The following is a 19,211-nucleotide window of genomic DNA, read 5'->3' on the forward strand; positions in this document are numbered from 1 at the left end:
GTCAATATTTTATCATATGTAAAATTAGGAGGATATCTTCCTTGTATCTTGAAACCATCACCAGCCCTGCGGACATCAAGCACTATAGTGCAGCACAGCGCTCTGCACTCGCGCAGGAGATGCGGGATGCACTCATCCGCCGTACGAGTATCGCCGGCGGGCACATTGGGCCGAATCTGGGCATAGTCGAGGCGACGATCGCACTTCACACCGTCTTTGATTCGCCGCGCGACAAGATTGTATTCGATGTCTCGCACCAGTGCTACCCGCACAAGATGCTGACGGGACGCGCCGCGGCCTACATCGACGAAGCGCAGTACGGTGCGGTCTCCGGCTTTACGAATACGGATGAGAGCCCGCACGACATCTTCAACATCGGACATACATCCACCTCGATCAGCCTTGCGACCGGTCTCGCCAAGGCGCGCGATCTTGCCGGGGGCACAGAGAACGTCATCGCCCTCATCGGCGACGGCTCGATGTCCGGCGGTGAGGCGCTCGAGGGGCTGAACGTCGCGGGCGAGATGGAGACGAACCTCATCATCGTGTTCAACGACAACGAGCAGTCGATCTCCGAGAACCACGGCGGCATGTACCGCACGTTCCAGAGGCTGCGCGAGACAAACGGCACTGCGCCGGACAACCTCTTCCGCGCAATGGGCCTGGACTACCGCTATGTCGCCGACGGCAACGACGCAGAGGAGCTGATCCGCGTGTTCTCCGCAGTAAAGGGCACACAAAAACCCGTCGTCATACACATCCATACGCAGAAAGGCAAGGGCCTTTCCTTCGCCGAGGACGATCCCGAGGGCTGGCACCGCCATGCGCCCTTTCACCTGGAAAGCGGCGCGAGCAAGAACCCCGGCGCGCCCGAACCTTATGCCGCGGCTACGGTGAATTTCGTGCTGGAAACGGCGCGGAAGAATCCGAACTTTGTCTATCTCTCGGCGGGCATTGTCGGCGGCATCAACCTCTCTCCCGCCGACCGCGCAGCGCTCGGCAGCCAGTACGTCGATGTCGGCATTGCCGAGGAGCACGCCGTTGCGATGGCGTCGGGGCTCGCGCGCGGCGGTGCGCGCCCGGTATTCGGCACGTACAGCAGTTTCTTTCAGCGGACCTACGATCAGATGGCGCAGGATGTCGCGATCAACCGCAGTCCCGCCGTCTTTCTCGCAACAGGCACGTCACTCTACCGCTCAACGGATGTGACGCATCTCGGCTTCTATGACATCGCCATCTTCTCGAACATCCCGAACCTCGTCCACATCGCGCCGACGAGCGTCGCGGAGCACATCGCCGTCCTGCGCTGGGCAGTGGAGCAGACAGGGCATCCCGTCATGATCCGCATGCCGTTCTCCGGCTATGCAGAGAGTCCCTATCCCGTGCGCACGGATTACAGCGGGCTCAACAAGTCCGTTGTCGTCACTGAGGGTGCGGACGTCGCCCTCGTCGGCGTCGGCGACTTCGCCGCGCTCGCCTCTGCAGCCGCGGAGGAACTCAGACGCGAGGGCATCCATGCCACCGTCATCAATCCGCTCTATCTCTCGGGACTCGATGCGGAGCTGCTCACCTCACTGCGCGCAAAGCACCGTCTCATCCTCACGCTCGAGGACGGCATCCTCGACGGCGGATTCGGGCAGAAGGTCGCCGCGTTCTACGGGGATGCGCCGGATATGCGCGTGCGCTGCTATGGACTGCCAAAGAAGTTCTTCAACCGCTACAATCCCCATGATCTTGCACGCGAGCATCACCTCACCGCCCCGCAGATTGCAGCGGATGTCGTGCGGGAGATGCGTGTGCGGGCGTGATGTCTGAAAAAATCACTTGCTTTTTCCATTTCAGAGCGGTATAATGTCCTTTGTCAGTCACGGGGACGTAGCTCAGCTGGGAGAGCACCAGGTTCGCAATCTGGGGGTCGAGAGTTCAATCCTCTTCGTCTCCACCATCCTTGACCATATACGGAGGAATCCATGCGGATATCCTCCTTTTTTGATACGGAGGTACATGATGTTCCACACGATGCGCCGCAAGATACAGCAGCTTTCTCCGGAGGAAGCCGAGGCCGTGCTCCTGCGCGGCGCTTCCGGCGTGCTTGCGCTCGCGGGGGACAAGGCCTTTCCCTATGCTGTGCCGATCAGTTACGTCTATGATGGTGCGCACATCTACTTTCACAGCGCACTTGAGGGGCACAAGATCAATGCCATTCGCCAGAATCCGAATGCGTCCTTCGCCGTGATCGATCAGGATGAGATCATCCCGGAAAAATATACGACCGCATTTCGCAGCGTCATTGTCTTCGGCAGTATCCGCATCATCGAGGACGATGCGGAAAAGCGCGCATCGATACGCAAACTCGCCCTCAAATACGCGCCCGACAACACTGAGGCGCAGCACAACGAGATGATCGACCGCACCTGGGAGCGATTCTGCATGCTTGAGATGAGCATCGCCCACATGACGGGCAAGCAGGGCAAGGAGCTCCTCGCAAAGAAATAGCATGATACGAGAAAAGCGGTCACGCAATATGCGTGACCGCTTTTTGACTGCACAATAGGTTCATCCCTCGACATTCAGCACGATCAGTTTCTCCTCAGTGAGCTCGCGGATGGCGTAGGCGGGACCCTCGCGGCCGATGCCGCTGTCCTTGACCCCGCCGTAGGGCATGTTGTCCATGCGGAAAGTCGCACCGTCACCGATGATGACGCCGCCGACCTCGAGATGCTCGGCGCAGTAGTTCGCAACGGCGAGCGAGCGCGTGAAGACACCCGCCTGCAGGCCGTAGCGCGTGTCGTTGACGGCGGCGACGGCCTCCTCAATCGTATCGTAGGGGATGATGCTGACGACGGGGGCAAAGGTCTCCTCGGAGACAACCTTCATCGCAGGGGTGACATCCGTGAGCACGGTCGGCTCGTAGAATGCGCCCGTCCGCTGCCCGCCCGTGAGAACGCGCGCACCTGCGGACGCTGCCTCCTCGACCCATGCCTCAATGCGCTCTGCCTCGCGCACGGAGATCATGGGACCGATCTGCGTGTGCACGTCCATGAGGTCGCCGCCCTTGAAATTCTGAGCAGCTTCCGCCGCCGCCGCGCAGAACTCCTCATAAATGCTGCGCGCTGCGTAGACGCGCTGGCAGGAGATGCAGACCTGCCCCGCATTCACGAATGCATGGCGCGCGCAGTGTTCGGCAGCCCATGCAACATCCGCCACATCCTCGTGCACAATATTCGCGGAGTTCGAGCCGAGCTCGAGCGAGATGCGGCGAAATCCCACCGCCTCATGAAGCGCCTTCCCGACAGGAACGCTGCCGGTGAAGGAAAACATGCGGATGCGCTCGTCCGCCGTGAGGAGACGCCCGACCCTGCCGCCCTCGCCGTAGATGAGATTCAGGCACCCCGCAGGAAGCCCTGCCTCCTGAAACACATCGCAGAGAAGCGCTGCCGTGAGCGGCGTTGCCGAGGCGGGCTTGTAGATGACGGTATTGCCCGCCGCAAGGGCCGGGCCGATCTTGTGCGCCGCGAGATTGACGGGGAAGTTGAACGGGGTGATCGCGCAGACAATGCCGAGCGGGCGGCGGATCGTAAATGCCATGCGGCCTGCGCAGCCCGGCGCTCCCGCAAGCGGCACCGTCTCACCATGCAGACGCTTTGCCTCCTCTGCCGAGAGGATGAGCGTCTGATAGGCGCGGTCGATCTCGCCGCGCGCGTCGCGGATGGGTTTTCCCGCCTCGGCAGAAAGCGCCTCCGCAAACTCCTCGCGGCGCTCGCGCATGAGATTTGCCGCCCGCATGAGGATCTCATAACGTTCATAGGGACTGAGCTTCACTTCGCGGAAAGCCCTCTCTGCCGCATCTGCGGCTGCCCGCACCTCGGCCTCTCCCGCCGTACAAATCGCTGCGATCTGCTCCCCTGTCGCCTTGTGACAGACGGGCAGCGTGCTCTCCCCCGAAACATATGCGCCGCCAATGAGCATTTCGATCGTCTTCATTTCATCGTCCTCCCTCCGCAGGCGGTACTGGAACCGCGCTGTCCCGCAGAAAATCATCCCGAAAGTTCATCATCCGCACTTCCGATCGAAAAAGAACCGCGCGCGGCCCATGTCAGCTGTTTTTCATTATAGACACGCCTCTTCCAAAAATCAAGAAATCATGCGCCTGCAGATTTTTACCAATATATAATCCCATCCTTACGCCGTTCCCCATTACTTTTGCTACACTATCATTCGTCAGCAATCAACAGAAGAACAAATGGAGGAACCATGATGAAGAGAACTCTGCGCGCTGCGGCGCTTACCGCGGCGATGACGACGATGCTTTCCGGCGCGGCTTTTGCGATGGCGACTGTCACGGACGGACAGGAGACCAGCGACGGTGCGACGCTCACCTATCCCGTCGTAAAGGCCGATGCGCCTGAGGCACAGCAGCGCATCAATACGGTGATCGAGGACGATGTGAAGGCATTCATGCAGGAGATCGACGCCGCACGCGTTGCGGGCAAGCCGCCCACGGCAAAGATGAGCTACGAGATCACAAAGAGCAGCGACGATCTGCTCAGCCTGAAGACGAACCAACTCATATCCGAGGAGGGAGCGGCGCATCCGATGTCCTATGCACACGGCTATATCTTCCGTCTGTCCGACGGCAAGGCACTCACCCTCGCCGACGTGCAGCAGCTGCCGGATCGGAAAGAACATGCTTCACGCTACACGCTGGAGTCACTGAACAAGCGCCTCGCCGAGCCGAAAGACGGCGCGGCCAAGGACTTCAAAAAGCTCGAGACCGCGCCCAAGGACATCTATATGGATGCCAACGGACACATCCATGTACTCATTCAGCGCTATGAGGCGGCTTCCTACGCAGCGGGCATCCTCGACATCGACCTCGACGCATAACATCAACATTGCCCCAGCCTCCCTTTCCCGTCTGCACCCATGCGGTGCAGGCGGTTTTTTTGTGCGCTGGAATGCCTCTAATCTGCAAGAATATATCTATTATAGTATTTGCGAAAGATTTTCATTGACAGCATCTCTGAAATACCGTATTCTGCAAAAGTGAATATAATTCGTCTTTAAGTGCTTCTCAAAACAAACACAGAAAGGAGGTCGCCGTGCATATTCGATCGCTGCTCACATCACCGCCCGCACTCGCTGCTTTGCTTGTCCTCACCGCCGTCTTTGCTGTATCGGCGGGCAGCGTCTTTATCCCTGCCGGCGATACACTCGCTATCATCACGGCAAAGCTGACGGGCAGCGTCCCCGCCGCCGATCCTGCCGTCACGGACATCATCTGGTCGCTGCGCGTGCCGCGCGTCCTGCTTGCGATGACAGCGGGCGCGGGGCTTGCGCTCGCGGGGGTTGTCATGCAGGCGAGCGTGCAGAACCCGCTCGCGGAGCCCTTCATCCTCGGCATCGCCTCGGGCGCGTCCGTCGGCGCAACGCTCGCGATCCTCATCGGCTCTGCGGCGATCCCGTTCGGTGTGCCGGGCTGCGCCTTCGTCGGCGCAATCCTCGCTACGCTCGCCGTACTCATACTCGCAGGGATGCATCGCCGCGTCTCGACGGTGAAGCTCGTACTCGCGGGTGCAGCGATCAGCGCTCTGTGCATTGCGGTGACGAACTTCATCGTCTACATGGCGGCGGATGCGGAGGGCATGCAGTCGGCCGCGTTCTGGACGATGGGCAGCCTCGCGGATGCAAAATGGCACAGCCTCTTCCTGCCCGTCCTCATCGTCACCGCGCTCGCCGTCTACTTCCTCTCGCAGCTGCGTACGCTCGACGTGCTGCTGCTCGGAGAGGAGCTCGCCGTCACGCTCGGCATCGACGCGAGCGCGAAGCGCCGCCTCTACATGGGACTTCTCGCCCTGCTGACGGGTGTCCTCGTCGCGACCTGCGGCATCATTGGCTTCGTCGGACTCGTCGTCCCGCATCTCGTGCGCTCGTTTACGGGCGCCTCACATCGTCGTCTGCTGCCGGCGGCGCTCCTCGTCGGGGCGATCTTTCTCGTCATCGCCGACCTCCTCGCGCGCACACTGCTGCCCGCGGGCGATCTGCCGATCGGCATCATCACGGCGCTCATCGGCGCGCCCCTCTTCATGAAGCTGCTCTTCGGCAGCGGCGGGAATTTTGGGGGTTCGCGATGAAGGAGATCCACATTGAGAACCTGCATTTCCGCATCGGCGCAAAGGAAATCCTCCGCGGCATCACCGCGGACCTCCCGGCCGACCGCTTCGTTGCGCTCCTCGGGCCGAACGGCTGCGGCAAATCGACGCTCCTCAAGCACCTCTACCGCGTCCACCGCGTACAGGAGGGCGCAGTTACGATGGACGGCACGCCGATTGACGGGATTCCTCTGCGCGCCGCAGCACAGAAGATCGGCGTCATGGGGCAGTTCCATGCTGTCGACTTCGACTTCAGCGTCGAGGAGATCGTGCTCATGGGACGCGCGCCGTATAAGGAGAGCTTCGAGGAGGACACGGCGGCGGACTTCGCGCTCGTACGCACCGCGCTCGAGCGCGTCGGCATGGCGGGCGCGGCACAGCGCAGCTTCAACGAGCTCTCGGGCGGCGAGCAGCAGCGCGTCATGCTTGCGCGCTGTCTCGTGCAGGAGCCGCAGCTGCTCATCCTCGATGAACCGACAAACCATCTCGACATCAAGTACCAGCTGCATATCCTGGAGCTGGTCAAAGGGCTCGGCATCGGCGTGATCGCAGCACTGCACGATCTCAATCTCGCGGCGATGTACGCCGACCTCCTCGTCGTCATGAAGGAGGGGCGCATCGAGCGTATCGGCACGCCGCAGGAGATCATCACGGAGAACATGCTCGCACATATCTACAGCGTACGCGCAAATGTCACCCACGATGCGGCGGGACTTCCGCTCGTCGACTACCGCACGGAGCAGATGACGTGAAGCGCGCGCAGACGAGCGGCAAAGTACTCCGCTGCATCTCCCATATGCTCCATCTCCTCCCCCTCCTCGCGCTCGCCGCGCTCATCCTCTGGCTGTCCCTCACCGATGGGCGCGGGACGCAGGCAGCAGCACCGCATACAGGCGGAATTTCCTACACGACATCGGACAGCGAGGGACGCCCTGCGACGTTCACACTTGCCCATACACCTGAACGCGTGCTCGTTTCCTATCCGGGCGCGACGGAGCTCATGATCGATCTCGGTCTCGAGCGCCGGATCATCGGCACGACCGCGCCCTATGGGAAGGAGCCGCCTGCGTATGCAGACGCCTATGCGGAACTGCCGATTCTCGCCGCGCCCTATGTGCCGAGCCGCGAGGAGGTTGTTGCACTCGCCCCCGATCTCATCATTGGCTGGTCGCACCACTTCACCCCCGAGGCGCTCGGCGATGTGTACTCCTATTTCGATCACGGTGTCGGTGCGTACATTGTGCCCGCCACCGTGCGCAGGGGAGCGCCGACGCTCGAGGAGACAGTCTATCCGTTCATCGCGGATATGGGACACATCTTCGACGCGGAGGACCGTGCCGCGGACTATATCGCAGCATTAAAAGCGCGCGTTGCTGCCGTCGAAGACCACACCGCTGTACGCGGGAAACGCTTTTCTGCAATGATCCTGCAATCGCATGGAAACAGTCTTTACAGCATGTACGCCCCCGCCTACATCATCGACGACATTGCGCGCAAGGCGGGCGCGGACAACGTCGTCACGCGTCAGATGCGTGCGGTCGGCCCCGAGCGCGTGCTCGGCTTTGCCCCCGACGTTATCATCTGCGTGAATCCGCGGGACATACCGCCGGAAGAAGCGCGCGCGGAGCTGCGTGCGGACGTCAACCTCCAAAACATGAAAGCCGTGCGGGAGAACCGCATCATTGTCGTGAATTTTTCCGATGTCAACAACGGGAACGGACGCTGCATCACAGCGCTGGAAGATATAGCAAGAGGGCTAGATGCCCTTGAAGGTGAGTAAGGAAGGGATAAAAAGATGAAAAAATCGGTATTAAGCGGCCTCATCACGGGCGTACTGACGATTGTAACGGCGTATGCCGCTCCGTCGGCGAGTGCGGAGGAAACGACGGACGAGAGCACACAAACCTACGAGACGGACGCGATCGTAATCACCGCAAGCCGTAGCGAAACAACGATCAGTGACGTGCCGGCAGATGTCACGCTGATCTCGGGAGAACAGATCGAGCGCGGCAACTACAAGAGCGTCTCCGATGCACTGAAGGGCGCAAATATCAACGTCGTGCAGAAGGGCTTTGCCGCCTATCCCGTCATCAACGGCGACTCGCGCGTCCTCGTCATGGTGGACGGCAAGAAGGTCAACTGGGATCACCTCGTCGTCAGCGGTGACACGAACGCCGTCGATGTGGATCAGATCGCCATCGGCGACGTGGAGCGCATCGAGATCGTACGTGGGCCGAACTCCTCGCTGTACGGTGAGCGTGCCGTCTCGGGCGTCATCAACATCATCACAAAGCGTCCAACGACGGGAAAACCGTCCGGCAGTTTCAACATGCAGCTTGGCTCGTGGGGCGAAAAGCGTGCGGGGGTGAACGTCAGCGGCGGCGATGAAAAGAACACCATCAAGGTCGGCATCGCGCATGAGCGCCGCAGGGACTTCCAATATAAGAACGCCTATGGCGAAAAGCGCACCTTTGAGAACAGTGACATCAACCGCACGGACTACAACGTCGGATTTGACCGCATCCTTGGCAATGACCGCCTGCGCCTCGAGTTCAGTCGCCACGAGGCGGACGACGGCTACGGCGTTCTTTTGAGCAATCCGCGAACCGGTGCATCCATGTATCAAGGACGCACAGACATCGTCGATACGGGCTACGGCATCACTTATATGTTCGGCTCGGAGAAGGAGGGCGAGGGCACCTTCATGCGTTTCTATCGAAATGAAGCAACTGCGGTCGGCGGATTCAATTCGCAGTACGATCACCACCTGCGCCGCAACGCCTTTGAGGGGCAAAAGCTGTGGATGCTGAACGATAAAAATATGCTCATCGGCGGCTTCCTCTGGTCGCAGGAGAAAATTCATGAGATGAGCGGCAATGTCCCGATGGATGTATCCGCCGTCACAAAGGCGCTCTTCCTCGAAGATGACTGGCAGCTCGGGCGCGGTTACTCGCTGAAGCTCGGCTCGCGCCTCGAAAACCACAACGACTTCGGCACGGATGTCACCTCGCACATCAGCCTCAACAAGAAGTTCGACCGCAAAACGCACGCCTATATCTCATGGGGGCAGGCGGTCAACAATCCGTCCCTCAAGATGCGCTATGCAAGAACGCCCTTCTGGATTGGGAATCCTGATCTCAAACAGGAGAAATCCCACACCTTCACCATTGGCGCGGACAGTCAAATCACGCGCAAGTGGAACGTCTCTGCCAGCATCTACTGGAGCAAGCTAAAGAATGCGCTCAACTGGGTGAACGGAACGGGCGGTAATCCGGGTCACTACGAGAACGTCGATACGGAATACCGCCGCGGACTCGAACTCAGCACGCGCTATCGCGCCGACGACCACTGGACAATCCGCACGGCATACAGCTATGCGCATGTCGACTCCACCGATCCCGCCAAGGACTTCCTTCGGACGAATACATGCCCGAACGGCTACAATCTCGGTGTCTCCTACACGCAGGGAAAATGGGATGCGGATCTCGACCTCAACTATGTGACAGGACGCAGCACGGTACACTATACCGACTCTCGCTATCTGACGCTTGATCTCGGCGTAAACTATCATGTGACGAAGGATTTCAAGATCTACTTGAAGGGCGTCAACCTCACCGATGAATCGTATGAATCCATGGGTGCAACACCGTCTATTTGGTCGCCCCTGGGCGGCTATGCGGCACCGAGTCGCCACTTCATCCTCGGCGGGACGTATAACTTCTAACCATACGCAGCAATAAAAGAAGAGCAGACAAAATCTGTCTGCTCTTCTTTTGTGCTTCCAAGCAGCAAAAGTATGTACTATAATATTACCCAGCAGCTGGTGAATGTTGGGAGGCTCTCTTTAGGGAGGTGATGCACGTGACGCTTTTTGAAAGGCTGTCACTTTTGATTGCGGCAATAATGCTCGTAGGAACAGCGTGTCTCATCGTGGAGATGCGCCGTTTTTGATTCTGCTGCATGAGCGCATTGCATTTCGCTCCTACTTTCGGTAGAATGTGAATAAAGGAGGATCTATCATGCTGAAAAAATTGTTCCTGCTGAGTCTCGTTCTCCTGCCTCTCCTGTTCCTGGCCCCATGCAGTCAGGTTCACGCAGAAAAGCCCCTTCCCAAAACGACGTCAGTCCAGCCGGTTCCCGAGGATGCGGTCAGCCGCTCAAGATTTTCATTGGCGACAGAACACCTGAGATTCCGTGACCAGGACTCCGCCCTCACGATGTCAGTACCGCTCATTAATGGTCCGTTTGATATCTATAGGCTCAGGGGCGGCATTACCCTATTTGTCAATGACAAATTTTTAAACGGCGATGTGCCGCTGCGCCTTACAGCGCTGCTCACGCATATGCCTGCTCCTGCAGGCAAGGCACAGACGACAGCCGAACCTTTCAAAGATGACGCTGACCGCACCATCCTCTCCTACCAGACATCGCCCCTCATGCGCAATGTCAAGATCCTCAGCAACGAGACACTAAAACAGAATGGCTCTCCCGCACGGCGCCTGACGATGAGCGTATTCACACACGAGAGAGATACCATTGTCGAAATCCTGTGGATTGGCGATTCATCGGGAGCATGGCTCGTTCAATTTGACTGCAATGCCGATGATACGAATACGGTCGATCTCCTTCCTCGCCTCCTCTCCTCTGTGAGCATCGGCGAAGATACAGAAAAATAACTCCCATCTATGGATACTGGATTCCAAGAGGAGGACAATCATGGATTCCATCGAAAAACTTCGCACCATCCTCAGCCAAAGCCGCCGCGCGGTCTTCTTCGGCGGGGCGGGCATGTCAACCGAGTCGGGCATTCCGGACTTTCGCAGCGCGGGCGGGATATACAGTGAGACGCTGCATCAGGAGTTCAGTCCTGAACAGATGGCGTCGCACAGCTTTCTCATGGCGCATCCGGAGGAGTTCTTCGACTTTTACCGGCGGCGCTTCGTCTATCTCGATGCTGCGCCGAATCTGGGCCACACCGCGCTCGCAGAGCTCGAGCGGCGCGGGCATCTCGCAGCGATCGTAACGCAGAACATCGACGGGCTCCATCAGGCGGCTGGCTCCAAGACCGTCTACGAGCTGCACGGCTCCATCCGCCGCGCGCACTGCATGGACTGCGGCGCGCACTACGAGCTCGACTACATCATGGAGCACACACCCATCCCCTACTGCTCCTGCGGCGGCACTGTCCGCCCCGACGTCGTGCTCTATGAGGAAAGTCTCGATACCGCAACGATCGAAGGGGCCGTTGCCGCGATCCGTGCGGCGGACACGCTCATCATCGGCGGCACGTCGCTCATTGTCTATCCCGCAGCGGGGCTGATCGATTACTTCCGCGGCGACCATCTCGTCCTCATCAACAAGAGCGAGACGCGTGCAGACCGCCGCGCAGAGCTCGTCATCCGCGAACCGATCGGTGATGTGCTGCATGCTGCGCTGCCGGAGGTACACTGATCCGAACACCAAGCGTACGGCGCGCACACAGCATCATCAGACACAAAACAAGGTGGTTTCCATGTCCATCAGAAAGATTCTCGCAGTGACCGTCTGCGCTCTTCTCCTCGCTGCGGCAACGGTCTCGGCACAGGAAAAGACAGAGACCAACCCGTGGGCAGCAGCTCTGCAGGCAACGACACTGGAGGGATTCGGCGCACGCCTCACCATCGATCTGCCGCCGCTGGAATACTGCCAGCTGGGACGTTTTTCGACGAAACCGGAGGGAAACGATTTTGGATTTGTCGGAAACACATTCTCGTCAGGGGATCGTGATGCCCTCTACATTGGAATCTCCTGGGAAGAAAATGCCGCCTTTTCCAAGGACGGCGATACGATAAATCAGCTCTCCGACTATGCGCACAATTTTATTTCCACCATCCCCGCATCCGATTCCGCCCCCCGCATCATCCGCGAATATTTGCTCACGCGGGACAAACATCCTGCATGGATGATCAGCCTCTCCTATAACGGGGGTGCTGCACGGCGTGACTTTCTCTTCATTGCCGACGAGGGGAGGATCTGGCGCATCAGTATATTGTGCCACGCCCCGAGCGCACAGCAGGAAAGGCGTATCGACACGATACTGACCTCTGTCAAACTCAGCTCTGCCGAGGCGACAGTGCCTCGCGTTCACATGGACGGCATACAGCCCATCGAGTTCACAAAGAGAGCCGCTGAGAACAGCGATGCATCTTCCCCCGCGCTCAGCACGACAACACTCCGCGACCGCGGCAGCGCTCTCACAATGCAGCTGCCAACCTCTGGGGTGCCGTTTTCCGTCGACACCTCGCGCACGGAGGGCACATTCTTCACCAGCAACCGATTCTCACACGATGACACGCCTCTTGCCCTGTCCGCCGTGCTGATCCATACGCCCGATACAGACGCAGGGCAAACGAGCGGATCCATGGAGGAGCGTCTGAACGAACAAACGACGCTGCTGACCCAAGGCATCCTGACCTCCCCGCAGGGAAGCGAGAAAAAGATCCTCCGCGACGACGTCCAATCCCAAAACGGCTGCCCTGCACAGCGGCTGACCGTGCAGGCGCACTATCAAGGTCAAAACATCATCACCGAGATCCTGCTCATCCGCGGCAAGACAGATACATGGATCGCCGAGCTGACCTTTTATGCAGAGGACACTGTACTGGCGGAGCTTGTTCCCGTTCTCTTATCCTCCATAAAAATCGGCGCATAGGAACCTGCCAAGAAAATCACAGATACATTTAGGCAGCCGCCCTTGACACATTTTTCCATGCTTCGACGGAAAATTCTCCACACAGCCCTTGTTGTGCGTCTCTCTTTTCACCTCATGCGGACGAAAACGTCTGCGCCGATCAACCGACTCCATTTCAGCTGCGTTTCGTTAGAGAAAGGAATTCGTTAATGCTCCGACAAATGATACCGCTGTGTCTTACGTTCCTATGTTTTTTTGTCTGCGCACCGGTGGATGCGGAAATCCAGTCATACGCCAGTGCAGAGGAAACGCCGGAGGAGGTACGTCATCTCCCTGCGCCGACCATCCCCGTTATGTCCGTCAAAATCGGCGAATTCCACGACCGCGGCTCTGTCCTAACGATGGACATCCCCTCGACGAATACACCGTTCGTCCAACAGCATCTTCGCAACGGCGACACCGTCTTTATCAACAATCAATTCGCGAACTACTACAAAACGCCTCTGGCGTTGGCCATGTTACTCACCCACTTCTTTCCTGCGTCAGACGCGGCCTCAAAAACGGCGGACCAATGCTTGGACGAAATAGCTGCGGGATTTCTCGACAGCATCATGACATCTGCAAAGCTGCAAGAGAAGGAACTACAGCGCAATGAATCCCTGCAGCAAAACGGTTCTCCGGCACGACGACTAACGATACGATCATTGGTAAACGGACGGGAAATCATCACAGACACCCTGTTTCTTTCCTTCAAAGACGACATATGGAGCATCCAGCTGATGTACGACACCAGTGATCCGATCATCCCCTACCACGCAGACAGTCTTCTATCTACCGTAACGATCAGCAAAAGCGAAGAAAAATAATATCCACATCCGCGCGCTGTTCCTATCGGATGCAGTACGCATATGCAAAGGAGGTCGTTCCCATGTTCAGCCGAAAATTTCTTGTACACATTCTGATCCTCATGCTCTTTCTGCTTGCCGGAACGGCACACGCAGAGGTCGCGGTCAATCCGCTCCTGCTTGAGCTGCGCGCGTCAACGTTCACGGACCGTGGCGATGCGCTGGAGCTCGTGCTCCCGCCCGGCACGTTCAAAGCGGAGCGGAAGGAGACCGGTCAGCAGGTCTTTTCCTGCGAAAGTTTTCAAGGTACATATAAGGACCATGCGCTGACGCTGCGTGTCACGCACATTCCCTTCGCCAACCCGACCGGCACCGCTCAGTATGATCCGACGAGCCCCAAACAGCTGAAAAAGAGCGTTGCCCGCTACACCAAGGAGCATACGCGTCCCACAGGCACGCAGACCACACGCGACGAGACACTCACCATCGACAGCCGCCTGGCAAGACGTCTGACGCAAGTCCGCACCGAAGGCGATGCATCGCAGACGATCTACGACACGCTGATCATCCTCACGGACCGCGGTGAGTGGAACATCGAGGCCGTCTACACATCCGCGCCGAGCGAGAAAGAACTCGGTGAGAGCATCGACACCATCCTCACATCCGCTTCGCCCGGGAGGGTCTCTATCTTCAGCGCACCGCGCACATCGAAGTAAACAGGAGCTTCCACCGCCGCAGTCTCAGCGCTCATGCCGCCGGGCGATCCATGGCATTCTGACCGCCCCGCAGGGAAGCGAGAATTTCTCCGCGACGAATGCCAACATCAGAACGGCTGTCCCGCACGGCGGCTGACCGTGCGGTCGCTCCATCATGGCCAAAACATCATCACTGAGATCCTGCTCATCCGCGGCAAGACAGATACATGGATCACCGAAAGGGAAGCACGTATCCAGTTGCCCATCTCGTTCAGACAAAAAATCTGCGCCAACCAACCGACTTCATTTCAGCCGTAGTGCCCGGGGCACACGAAAGGAAGCCTGTTATGTCCATCAAAACAATCTATGCACTGACCATCTGCGCCGTACTCCTGTTCATGCCGACCGTCTCGGCAGAAATGAAGCCCGATATTGATACAGCAGAATTACGGATAGAGCAGGATACGGATTCCATATTATTAGCAACATCAGCAGAAGATGGTGCTGCGTTACGTTCTCTGCTCCGTGTGAAAGAAACAAAATTTCACCACAACGACGCTATACTGGCGATGAATCTTCCGCAATACACGCAGCCATTCTCCTACCATCCCAGCTACACAGGCCCCACTACTTTTATCAACTCTTCCTTTCAAAACAACGGTGCTCCTCTGCCGCTCGTTGTAATGGGCTCCCATTTCCTGCCATCTCCTGCAGAACGGGAATCCACCATCGAACAGCGATTTAACACGACAATTGCAGGCTTCAGGGACAGTGTGACAGCACTGAAAGGGGCGAGGGTCTGGGAGGTGCGCCGCGACGAATCACTGATACAAAGCGGCAATCCGGCACATCGATTCAGCATATATTTTCAGAAAGATGGACGGGACCTCATCGCAGACGCCCTTTTCATCTCTGATGAAGACGATATCTGGCTCGTCCAGTTAGTCTATGACGCGCACGACAATACGATTGCCGATCACGCAGATGACCTCCTAGCCTCTGTAAAAATCAGCACCGACATAAAAAAGCCCCCTACCTCCGCCGCACATTCTGCAGCAGGATCCCGCCCATGATGAGCACGAGCGCGAGGAGCGCTGCTCAGCTCTTCCCCGAGGTGCGGTGAGGCTGCTCAGGAAGAGTGCCCCGAACGCCGGAATCGTCGTCAGGAGGCTCTTTGCCGTCGCCGCGAGCGTCGACCAGATCACAACCGCGCTGACCGCATAGAAATAGACACGCCCCTGCATTGCAAAGCCCCCCTCATAATGATAAAAAGGCTTCCGATCTCTCGGAAGCCTTCGCTGTTCAAATGGAGCTGATTATAGGACTTGAACCTACGACCTGCTCATTACGAATGAGCTGCTCTACCAACTGAGCTAAATCAGCACTACCGCCCCATCGGCGATAGTGGAATTATAACCGAGGGCGGCGGTCCTGTCAACCCTGGCAGAAAATTTTTCTGTGCTTTTCGGGCGACGAACATTATGAGGGACTAATCCTTATTTCACGCATCTTTAAGGAAGTTTTGGAACAATACGAAATAAAATACGAATGTATCTCTATGGGGGATCCTCGCAAGAGCCCCCCAGTGATCAGGGAGTGAAATGAATGATACAACACATGCTGCGCGCCGCTATGCTGTGCGCGCTGTTCTTTCTCACCGCGGCCTCAGATGCCGCTGCCGCGCCGCAGACCATCGAGGCGGAGGGAATCTACGTCATGGGCGACAACGACTCGCCGAAGATCGCCCGTGACGCCGCACGACAGGAGGCGATGCGCTCGGCAACCGAGCAGGCGGGCGTCTACGTTGAGACATACACCGAGACGCAGAACCTCACGCTGACCAAGGACGAGGTGCGCATGGTTGCAGGCACGGTGCTGCGCGTCATCCGAGAACAGACGACGCCCGAACTCATCGGCGACTCATGGCGTTACCGCGTGCACCTCGTCTGCGAGGTAGATACGTCAAAGGTTGATCTCGCGGCGCTCGGACAGAACAAAGCGGAGCTCGCACGTCTGCAGAAAGAACGCGACGACCTGAAGCGCCAGAACGATGCGCTCCTCGCCCGCTATGAGCGTGCGCAGGGCGCGGAAAAGGCCGAGATCGGCGCACAGCTCGAGCAGAGTTACAGCCTCGGGCGCATCTTTGACGATGCGGCAGCGATGATCCAACGCGGCGAGGAGAAACATGCCATCGCCGACCTCTCCCTGCTCATCGACGACCCGAGCGTCACGGGCAGCGCGCGCTCCTACGCCTACTATCTGCGCGGACGCGCATACTATGAGCTGCGCAGCGACAAGCTCGCGCTCGCGGACTTTGCCGCGGCAGAACGCACGCCGCACACGAATGAACTCTATCCCATCTGGCGCCTGCATCAGTATCGCGGTCAGATCTACTACGACGCAGGACGCTACGAGGAGGCCGCAGACGAGCTGCAGAGCGCATGGGACGCCTCGGACAAGAGCGACGACGAACTCTGGATGAGACTGCGCCGCGCCGAGCACAAAGCGGAGCAGACACGCCGGGACGGAAACACGCGCGGCATCAACTGGACACAGATCATCACGGAGATCATCCGCGGCTCAATGCAGCAGGCAGCCTGAGCCATACACTGATCGGTACCGCATCTCATCGGAATCACACAGACGACAGCGGCTTTTTCTCCGGTTTGACACAAATATGCTGCTGCGCTATACTAGCAACAGTACTAATGTAGTTTAAATGCGCAGTCCTGCGCTCTCAGCCTGCTGCAAACAAAGGAGGATTTTCATGTCTCAGAATCCGATGTGCCGCGCCCTCTCCGTTCTCATGGTGGGCGGTCTCCTGCTCGCACCCGCTGCACTCCTCACGGGCTGCTTCGGCAGCGATGACAAGGGAGAATCCGCCGCATCCGGCATCAACGGGCTCCTCGCGGGCAATACGACCGAGGACAAAGTAGACGCCATCGCCCCCTATCTCGACGCAACCAACAAATACAATCATATCATCGTCACCTTCGATTTCGCCATCACCCCCTCGCTCGAGAAGCTGCGCAGCGGCGAACGCCAGACCAGCATCGCGCTCCCGCATTTCTCCGATCTGAAGAAAGATCTCGAAGAGGCGCGTGCGAATCCGCAGACCGCAGGCGTCTTCAAGGACATCGACGCGGAGGCGGATGCCGTGCTCGCGATCCTAAACGACCTCGCCCCGCTCGCGGACAAGATGGACAGCTACTATTCGTCCAAGGGCTACCTGGCGGACGACTACGCGGAGGCTGCGAAGATGACGGCGCAGTTCCTCCCTCTCTATGACAAGTTCGAACCGGCGTATGACAAGTTCGACGCCGTCGTCACGGAACGGTTCAAGGAAGTGCGCCTCGCCCAGCTCGAGGACATGCGCAAGGAGGGCCGCACGAACGCCGCCAACTTCATCGAGCTGAGCATCAAGACGCGCGAGCTCGCGGATATGATGGACAGTGATGCCGTCGACAAGGCCGCCGCCGAGGCAAAGATCACAGAGATCAACGACCTCGCGGCCAAAGTGCCGGATGTGCCGGCGCTCGGCTCCTACAAGTCCAACCTCAACCGCTTCATCGGCACGTTCCGCAGCTATGTCGCAGGCACAGAGGATGCCAACGAGGTCATCGACGACTTCAACGATCTCGTGCGTTCCTCACAGAACCTCGACCTCGGCGATCTGGACAAGAAGAAGTAACAAGCCGGCATTGCCGCAGCAGAATGCCGGTGAGCGGCTCTCACGGCTGCGTCACTGAGCAGAATACAATCAAAACCCCCGAGGAAGTCCTCGGGGGTTTTGGTTGCCGCGATTTATTTACGTTCCGATAAAGCCTAGATCCGTAAGCCACTTCTATACAAAGTTCTTTTGGCAGAAAAACTTTCCCGCCTCTGTGAAACTCCCGAGACGCACCACTGCCTGGAAGTATCACATCTGCTTGATCAAGCTGTTTCCCTCATTTCCTTTTGCAAAGGATCATGCCCGCTCCGCCGCCGCCTTCGCCCAGCGCGTCACGGACGCTGCCGACTCCGCCGCCTGCGAGCCTTTGACCGCGAGGCCCTTTCCCACCTCGGCGCCCGCACATGTCGTGCGCACATCCTTCTCGCTCTTGCCGAGTCCGCTGCCCTCGTGGGTGCAGAACGGCGCAACGCGCTTGCCCGTGAAGTCATAGCGCTCCAGGAAGGAGAACACGGGCATCGGCATCGTCCCCCACCAGTTCGGATAGCCGACGAAGATCGTGTCATAGGCATCGATGCTGTCGAGATACTTCACCAGCGCGGGGCGTGCCTTCTCCTGCGCCTCCCGCTGTGCCTCCCGCGTGCAGGCGTCATAGTTCTCCGGATACGGCTCCGTGCGCTCCACCTCAAAGAGATCGCCGCCCACCGCCGCCGCGATCATCTCCGCGACAGCCTCCGTATTCCCCTTCGCAAGGCTTTTAATGCTCCCGTTCGAATAATTCTGTCCCTTGCGCGAAAAATATACAATCAGACTCTTGGCCATATCGATCCTCCTATTCTCGTTTCCTGAACTCTGTGCTCATTCTATACCCGATCGGAGCGGGAAGCAATTTGAAAATAGATGCCGTTTCATAAGAAAAGCTTATATAAGACCTTTTCGCCCAAAACATCCTAAAAGTCTGCTATTATACAGCGTATTCAACAGTTCCCTCTCCATATATATGAACCTTACTCTAACTTTATTCCATAAGAAAGCCCGCCATAAGGGCGGGCTTGAAAATCAAGTTTTCCTGCGGATAAGAGCCTCTACTTCTTTATCTGATAGTAGCGAAGCACCTCACGCACCTGTTCACTCTCCACCTGTGCCACAATTTCCTCCGAGAAGTTGTTTGCAGCGATA

General features: G+C 58.2%; 17 protein-coding genes and 2 tRNA genes. 16 read left to right on the plus strand and 3 right to left on the minus strand.

The genetic code is table 11. The features are described from left to right. The first annotated feature begins 41 nt into the window (after positions 1 to 41). From HMPREF7545_RS07600 to HMPREF7545_RS07610, 3 genes are all read left to right on the plus strand, one after another. Positions 42 to 1,808: a 1-deoxy-D-xylulose-5-phosphate synthase gene (locus HMPREF7545_RS07600; protein WP_006695131.1), complete on the plus strand. Its 1,767-nt coding sequence runs from the start codon at positions 42 to 44 to the stop codon at positions 1,806 to 1,808. 61 nt (positions 1,809 to 1,869) lie between these two features. After that, positions 1,870 to 1,945 (plus strand) — tRNA-Ala (locus HMPREF7545_RS07605). A 62-nt stretch (positions 1,946 to 2,007) separates the two neighbouring features. Next, the gene (locus HMPREF7545_RS07610; RefSeq protein ID WP_040571299.1) at positions 2,008 to 2,496 is read left to right on the plus strand and encodes a pyridoxamine 5'-phosphate oxidase family protein; all 489 of its coding nucleotides are present in this window, start codon (positions 2,008 to 2,010) and stop codon (positions 2,494 to 2,496) included. 60 nt (positions 2,497 to 2,556) lie between these two features. Here HMPREF7545_RS07610 and HMPREF7545_RS07615 read toward each other — a convergent pair whose 3' ends face one another. Then, positions 2,557 to 3,984, minus strand: a complete 1,428-nt coding sequence (locus HMPREF7545_RS07615; protein ID WP_040571300.1) for an aldehyde dehydrogenase family protein — start codon at positions 3,982 to 3,984, stop codon at positions 2,557 to 2,559. A gap of 270 nt (positions 3,985 to 4,254) precedes the next feature. Between HMPREF7545_RS07615 and HMPREF7545_RS07620 the strand changes: the two genes are divergently transcribed. The 11 genes from HMPREF7545_RS07620 to HMPREF7545_RS07670 all read left to right on the plus strand — a co-directional run bounded on the left by HMPREF7545_RS07620 (position 4,255) and on the right by HMPREF7545_RS07670 (position 15,435). Continuing rightward, positions 4,255 to 4,887 carry a PdaC/SigV domain-containing protein gene (locus HMPREF7545_RS07620; RefSeq protein ID WP_006695133.1) on the plus strand — a complete coding sequence of 211 codons (633 nt, stop codon included), beginning with the start codon at positions 4,255 to 4,257 and terminating at the stop codon, positions 4,885 to 4,887. A gap of 221 nt (positions 4,888 to 5,108) precedes the next feature. Beyond that, positions 5,109 to 6,134 carry a FecCD family ABC transporter permease gene (locus tag HMPREF7545_RS07625; RefSeq protein WP_040571335.1) on the plus strand — a complete coding sequence of 342 codons (1,026 nt, stop codon included), beginning with the start codon at positions 5,109 to 5,111 and terminating at the stop codon, positions 6,132 to 6,134. Continuing rightward, positions 6,131 to 6,904: an ABC transporter ATP-binding protein gene (locus tag HMPREF7545_RS07630; RefSeq protein ID WP_006695135.1), complete on the plus strand. Its 774-nt coding sequence runs from the start codon at positions 6,131 to 6,133 to the stop codon at positions 6,902 to 6,904. The genes HMPREF7545_RS07625 and HMPREF7545_RS07630 overlap by 4 nt, the downstream gene beginning before the upstream one ends. Further along, positions 6,901 to 7,932, plus strand: a complete 1,032-nt coding sequence (locus HMPREF7545_RS07635; RefSeq protein ID WP_006695136.1) for an ABC transporter substrate-binding protein — start codon at positions 6,901 to 6,903, stop codon at positions 7,930 to 7,932. The genes HMPREF7545_RS07630 and HMPREF7545_RS07635 overlap by 4 nt, the downstream gene beginning before the upstream one ends. A 15-nt stretch (positions 7,933 to 7,947) precedes the next feature. Beyond that, complete coding sequence (locus HMPREF7545_RS07640; protein ID WP_006695137.1) at positions 7,948 to 9,876, plus strand: TonB-dependent receptor plug domain-containing protein; 1,929 nt, start codon at positions 7,948 to 7,950, stop codon at positions 9,874 to 9,876. Between the two features lie 295 nt (positions 9,877 to 10,171). Further along, positions 10,172 to 10,828: a hypothetical protein gene (locus tag HMPREF7545_RS07645; RefSeq protein ID WP_006695138.1), complete on the plus strand. Its 657-nt coding sequence runs from the start codon at positions 10,172 to 10,174 to the stop codon at positions 10,826 to 10,828. Positions 10,829 to 10,868: 40 nt separating this feature from the next. After that, a complete protein-coding gene (locus tag HMPREF7545_RS07650) occupies positions 10,869 to 11,603 on the plus strand; it encodes an NAD-dependent protein deacylase (RefSeq protein ID WP_006695139.1) in 735 nt (244 codons plus the stop codon). Positions 11,604 to 11,664: 61 nt separating this feature from the next. Then, entirely contained in the window at positions 11,665 to 12,843 is a 1,179-nt protein-coding gene (locus HMPREF7545_RS07655) for a hypothetical protein (RefSeq protein ID WP_040571301.1), read from the plus strand. A 188-nt stretch (positions 12,844 to 13,031) separates the two neighbouring features. Then, positions 13,032 to 13,688: a hypothetical protein gene (locus HMPREF7545_RS07660; protein WP_006695142.1), complete on the plus strand. Its 657-nt coding sequence runs from the start codon at positions 13,032 to 13,034 to the stop codon at positions 13,686 to 13,688. A 62-nt stretch (positions 13,689 to 13,750) separates the two neighbouring features. After that, positions 13,751 to 14,383 carry a hypothetical protein gene (locus tag HMPREF7545_RS07665; protein ID WP_040571302.1) on the plus strand — a complete coding sequence of 211 codons (633 nt, stop codon included), beginning with the start codon at positions 13,751 to 13,753 and terminating at the stop codon, positions 14,381 to 14,383. 326 nt (positions 14,384 to 14,709) lie between these two features. Beyond that, positions 14,710 to 15,435, plus strand: coding sequence for a hypothetical protein (locus HMPREF7545_RS07670; RefSeq protein WP_248681299.1), 726 nt, complete (start codon positions 14,710 to 14,712; stop codon positions 15,433 to 15,435). 234 nt (positions 15,436 to 15,669) lie between these two features. On the opposite strand, the gene HMPREF7545_RS07675 is transcribed toward HMPREF7545_RS07670, so the two are convergent. Further along, positions 15,670 to 15,745, minus strand: a tRNA-Thr gene (locus HMPREF7545_RS07675). A gap of 222 nt (positions 15,746 to 15,967) precedes the next feature. Between HMPREF7545_RS07675 and HMPREF7545_RS07680 the strand changes: the two genes are divergently transcribed. Both HMPREF7545_RS07680 and HMPREF7545_RS07685 read left to right on the plus strand, forming a co-directional pair. Further along, a complete protein-coding gene (locus HMPREF7545_RS07680; protein ID WP_006695145.1) occupies positions 15,968 to 16,963 on the plus strand; it encodes a hypothetical protein in 996 nt (331 codons plus the stop codon). Positions 16,964 to 17,129: 166 nt separating this feature from the next. Then, entirely contained in the window at positions 17,130 to 18,053 is a 924-nt protein-coding gene (locus HMPREF7545_RS07685; protein ID WP_040571303.1) for a DUF3829 domain-containing protein, read from the plus strand. Between the two features lie 276 nt (positions 18,054 to 18,329). Here the strand turns inward: HMPREF7545_RS07685 and HMPREF7545_RS07690 are convergent, their stop codons facing one another. Then, complete coding sequence (locus HMPREF7545_RS07690; protein WP_006695147.1) at positions 18,330 to 18,854, minus strand: flavodoxin; 525 nt, start codon at positions 18,852 to 18,854, stop codon at positions 18,330 to 18,332. Positions 18,855 to 19,211: the final 357 nt, after the last annotated feature.

The organism is Centipeda noxia ATCC 43541, assembly GCF_000160555.1.
In the GTDB taxonomy this organism is placed as follows: domain Bacteria; phylum Bacillota; class Negativicutes; order Selenomonadales; family Selenomonadaceae; genus Centipeda; species Centipeda noxia.

Excerpts from the sequence above, each read along its gene's own strand:
- HMPREF7545_RS07610 (WP_040571299.1), top strand. The coding sequence starts at position 2,008 with ATGTTCCACACGATGCGCCGCAAGATACAGCAGCTTTCTCCGGAGGAA.
- HMPREF7545_RS07615 (WP_040571300.1), bottom strand. The coding sequence starts at position 3,984 with ATGAAGACGATCGAAATGCTCATTGGCGGCGCATATGTTTCGGGGGAG.
- HMPREF7545_RS07620 (WP_006695133.1), top strand. The coding sequence starts at position 4,255 with ATGATGAAGAGAACTCTGCGCGCTGCGGCGCTTACCGCGGCGATGACG.
- HMPREF7545_RS07630 (WP_006695135.1), top strand. The coding sequence starts at position 6,131 with ATGAAGGAGATCCACATTGAGAACCTGCATTTCCGCATCGGCGCAAAG.
- HMPREF7545_RS07640 (WP_006695137.1), top strand. The coding sequence starts at position 7,948 with ATGAAAAAATCGGTATTAAGCGGCCTCATCACGGGCGTACTGACGATT.
- HMPREF7545_RS07645 (WP_006695138.1), top strand. The coding sequence starts at position 10,172 with ATGCTGAAAAAATTGTTCCTGCTGAGTCTCGTTCTCCTGCCTCTCCTG.
- HMPREF7545_RS07650 (WP_006695139.1), top strand. The coding sequence starts at position 10,869 with ATGGATTCCATCGAAAAACTTCGCACCATCCTCAGCCAAAGCCGCCGC.
- HMPREF7545_RS07655 (WP_040571301.1), top strand. The coding sequence starts at position 11,665 with ATGTCCATCAGAAAGATTCTCGCAGTGACCGTCTGCGCTCTTCTCCTC.
- HMPREF7545_RS07660 (WP_006695142.1), top strand. The coding sequence starts at position 13,032 with ATGCTCCGACAAATGATACCGCTGTGTCTTACGTTCCTATGTTTTTTT.
- HMPREF7545_RS07665 (WP_040571302.1), top strand. The coding sequence starts at position 13,751 with ATGTTCAGCCGAAAATTTCTTGTACACATTCTGATCCTCATGCTCTTT.
- HMPREF7545_RS07670 (WP_248681299.1), top strand. The coding sequence starts at position 14,710 with ATGTCCATCAAAACAATCTATGCACTGACCATCTGCGCCGTACTCCTG.
- HMPREF7545_RS07680 (WP_006695145.1), top strand. The coding sequence starts at position 15,968 with ATGATACAACACATGCTGCGCGCCGCTATGCTGTGCGCGCTGTTCTTT.
- HMPREF7545_RS07685 (WP_040571303.1), top strand. The coding sequence starts at position 17,130 with ATGTCTCAGAATCCGATGTGCCGCGCCCTCTCCGTTCTCATGGTGGGC.
- HMPREF7545_RS07690 (WP_006695147.1), bottom strand. The coding sequence starts at position 18,854 with ATGGCCAAGAGTCTGATTGTATATTTTTCGCGCAAGGGACAGAATTAT.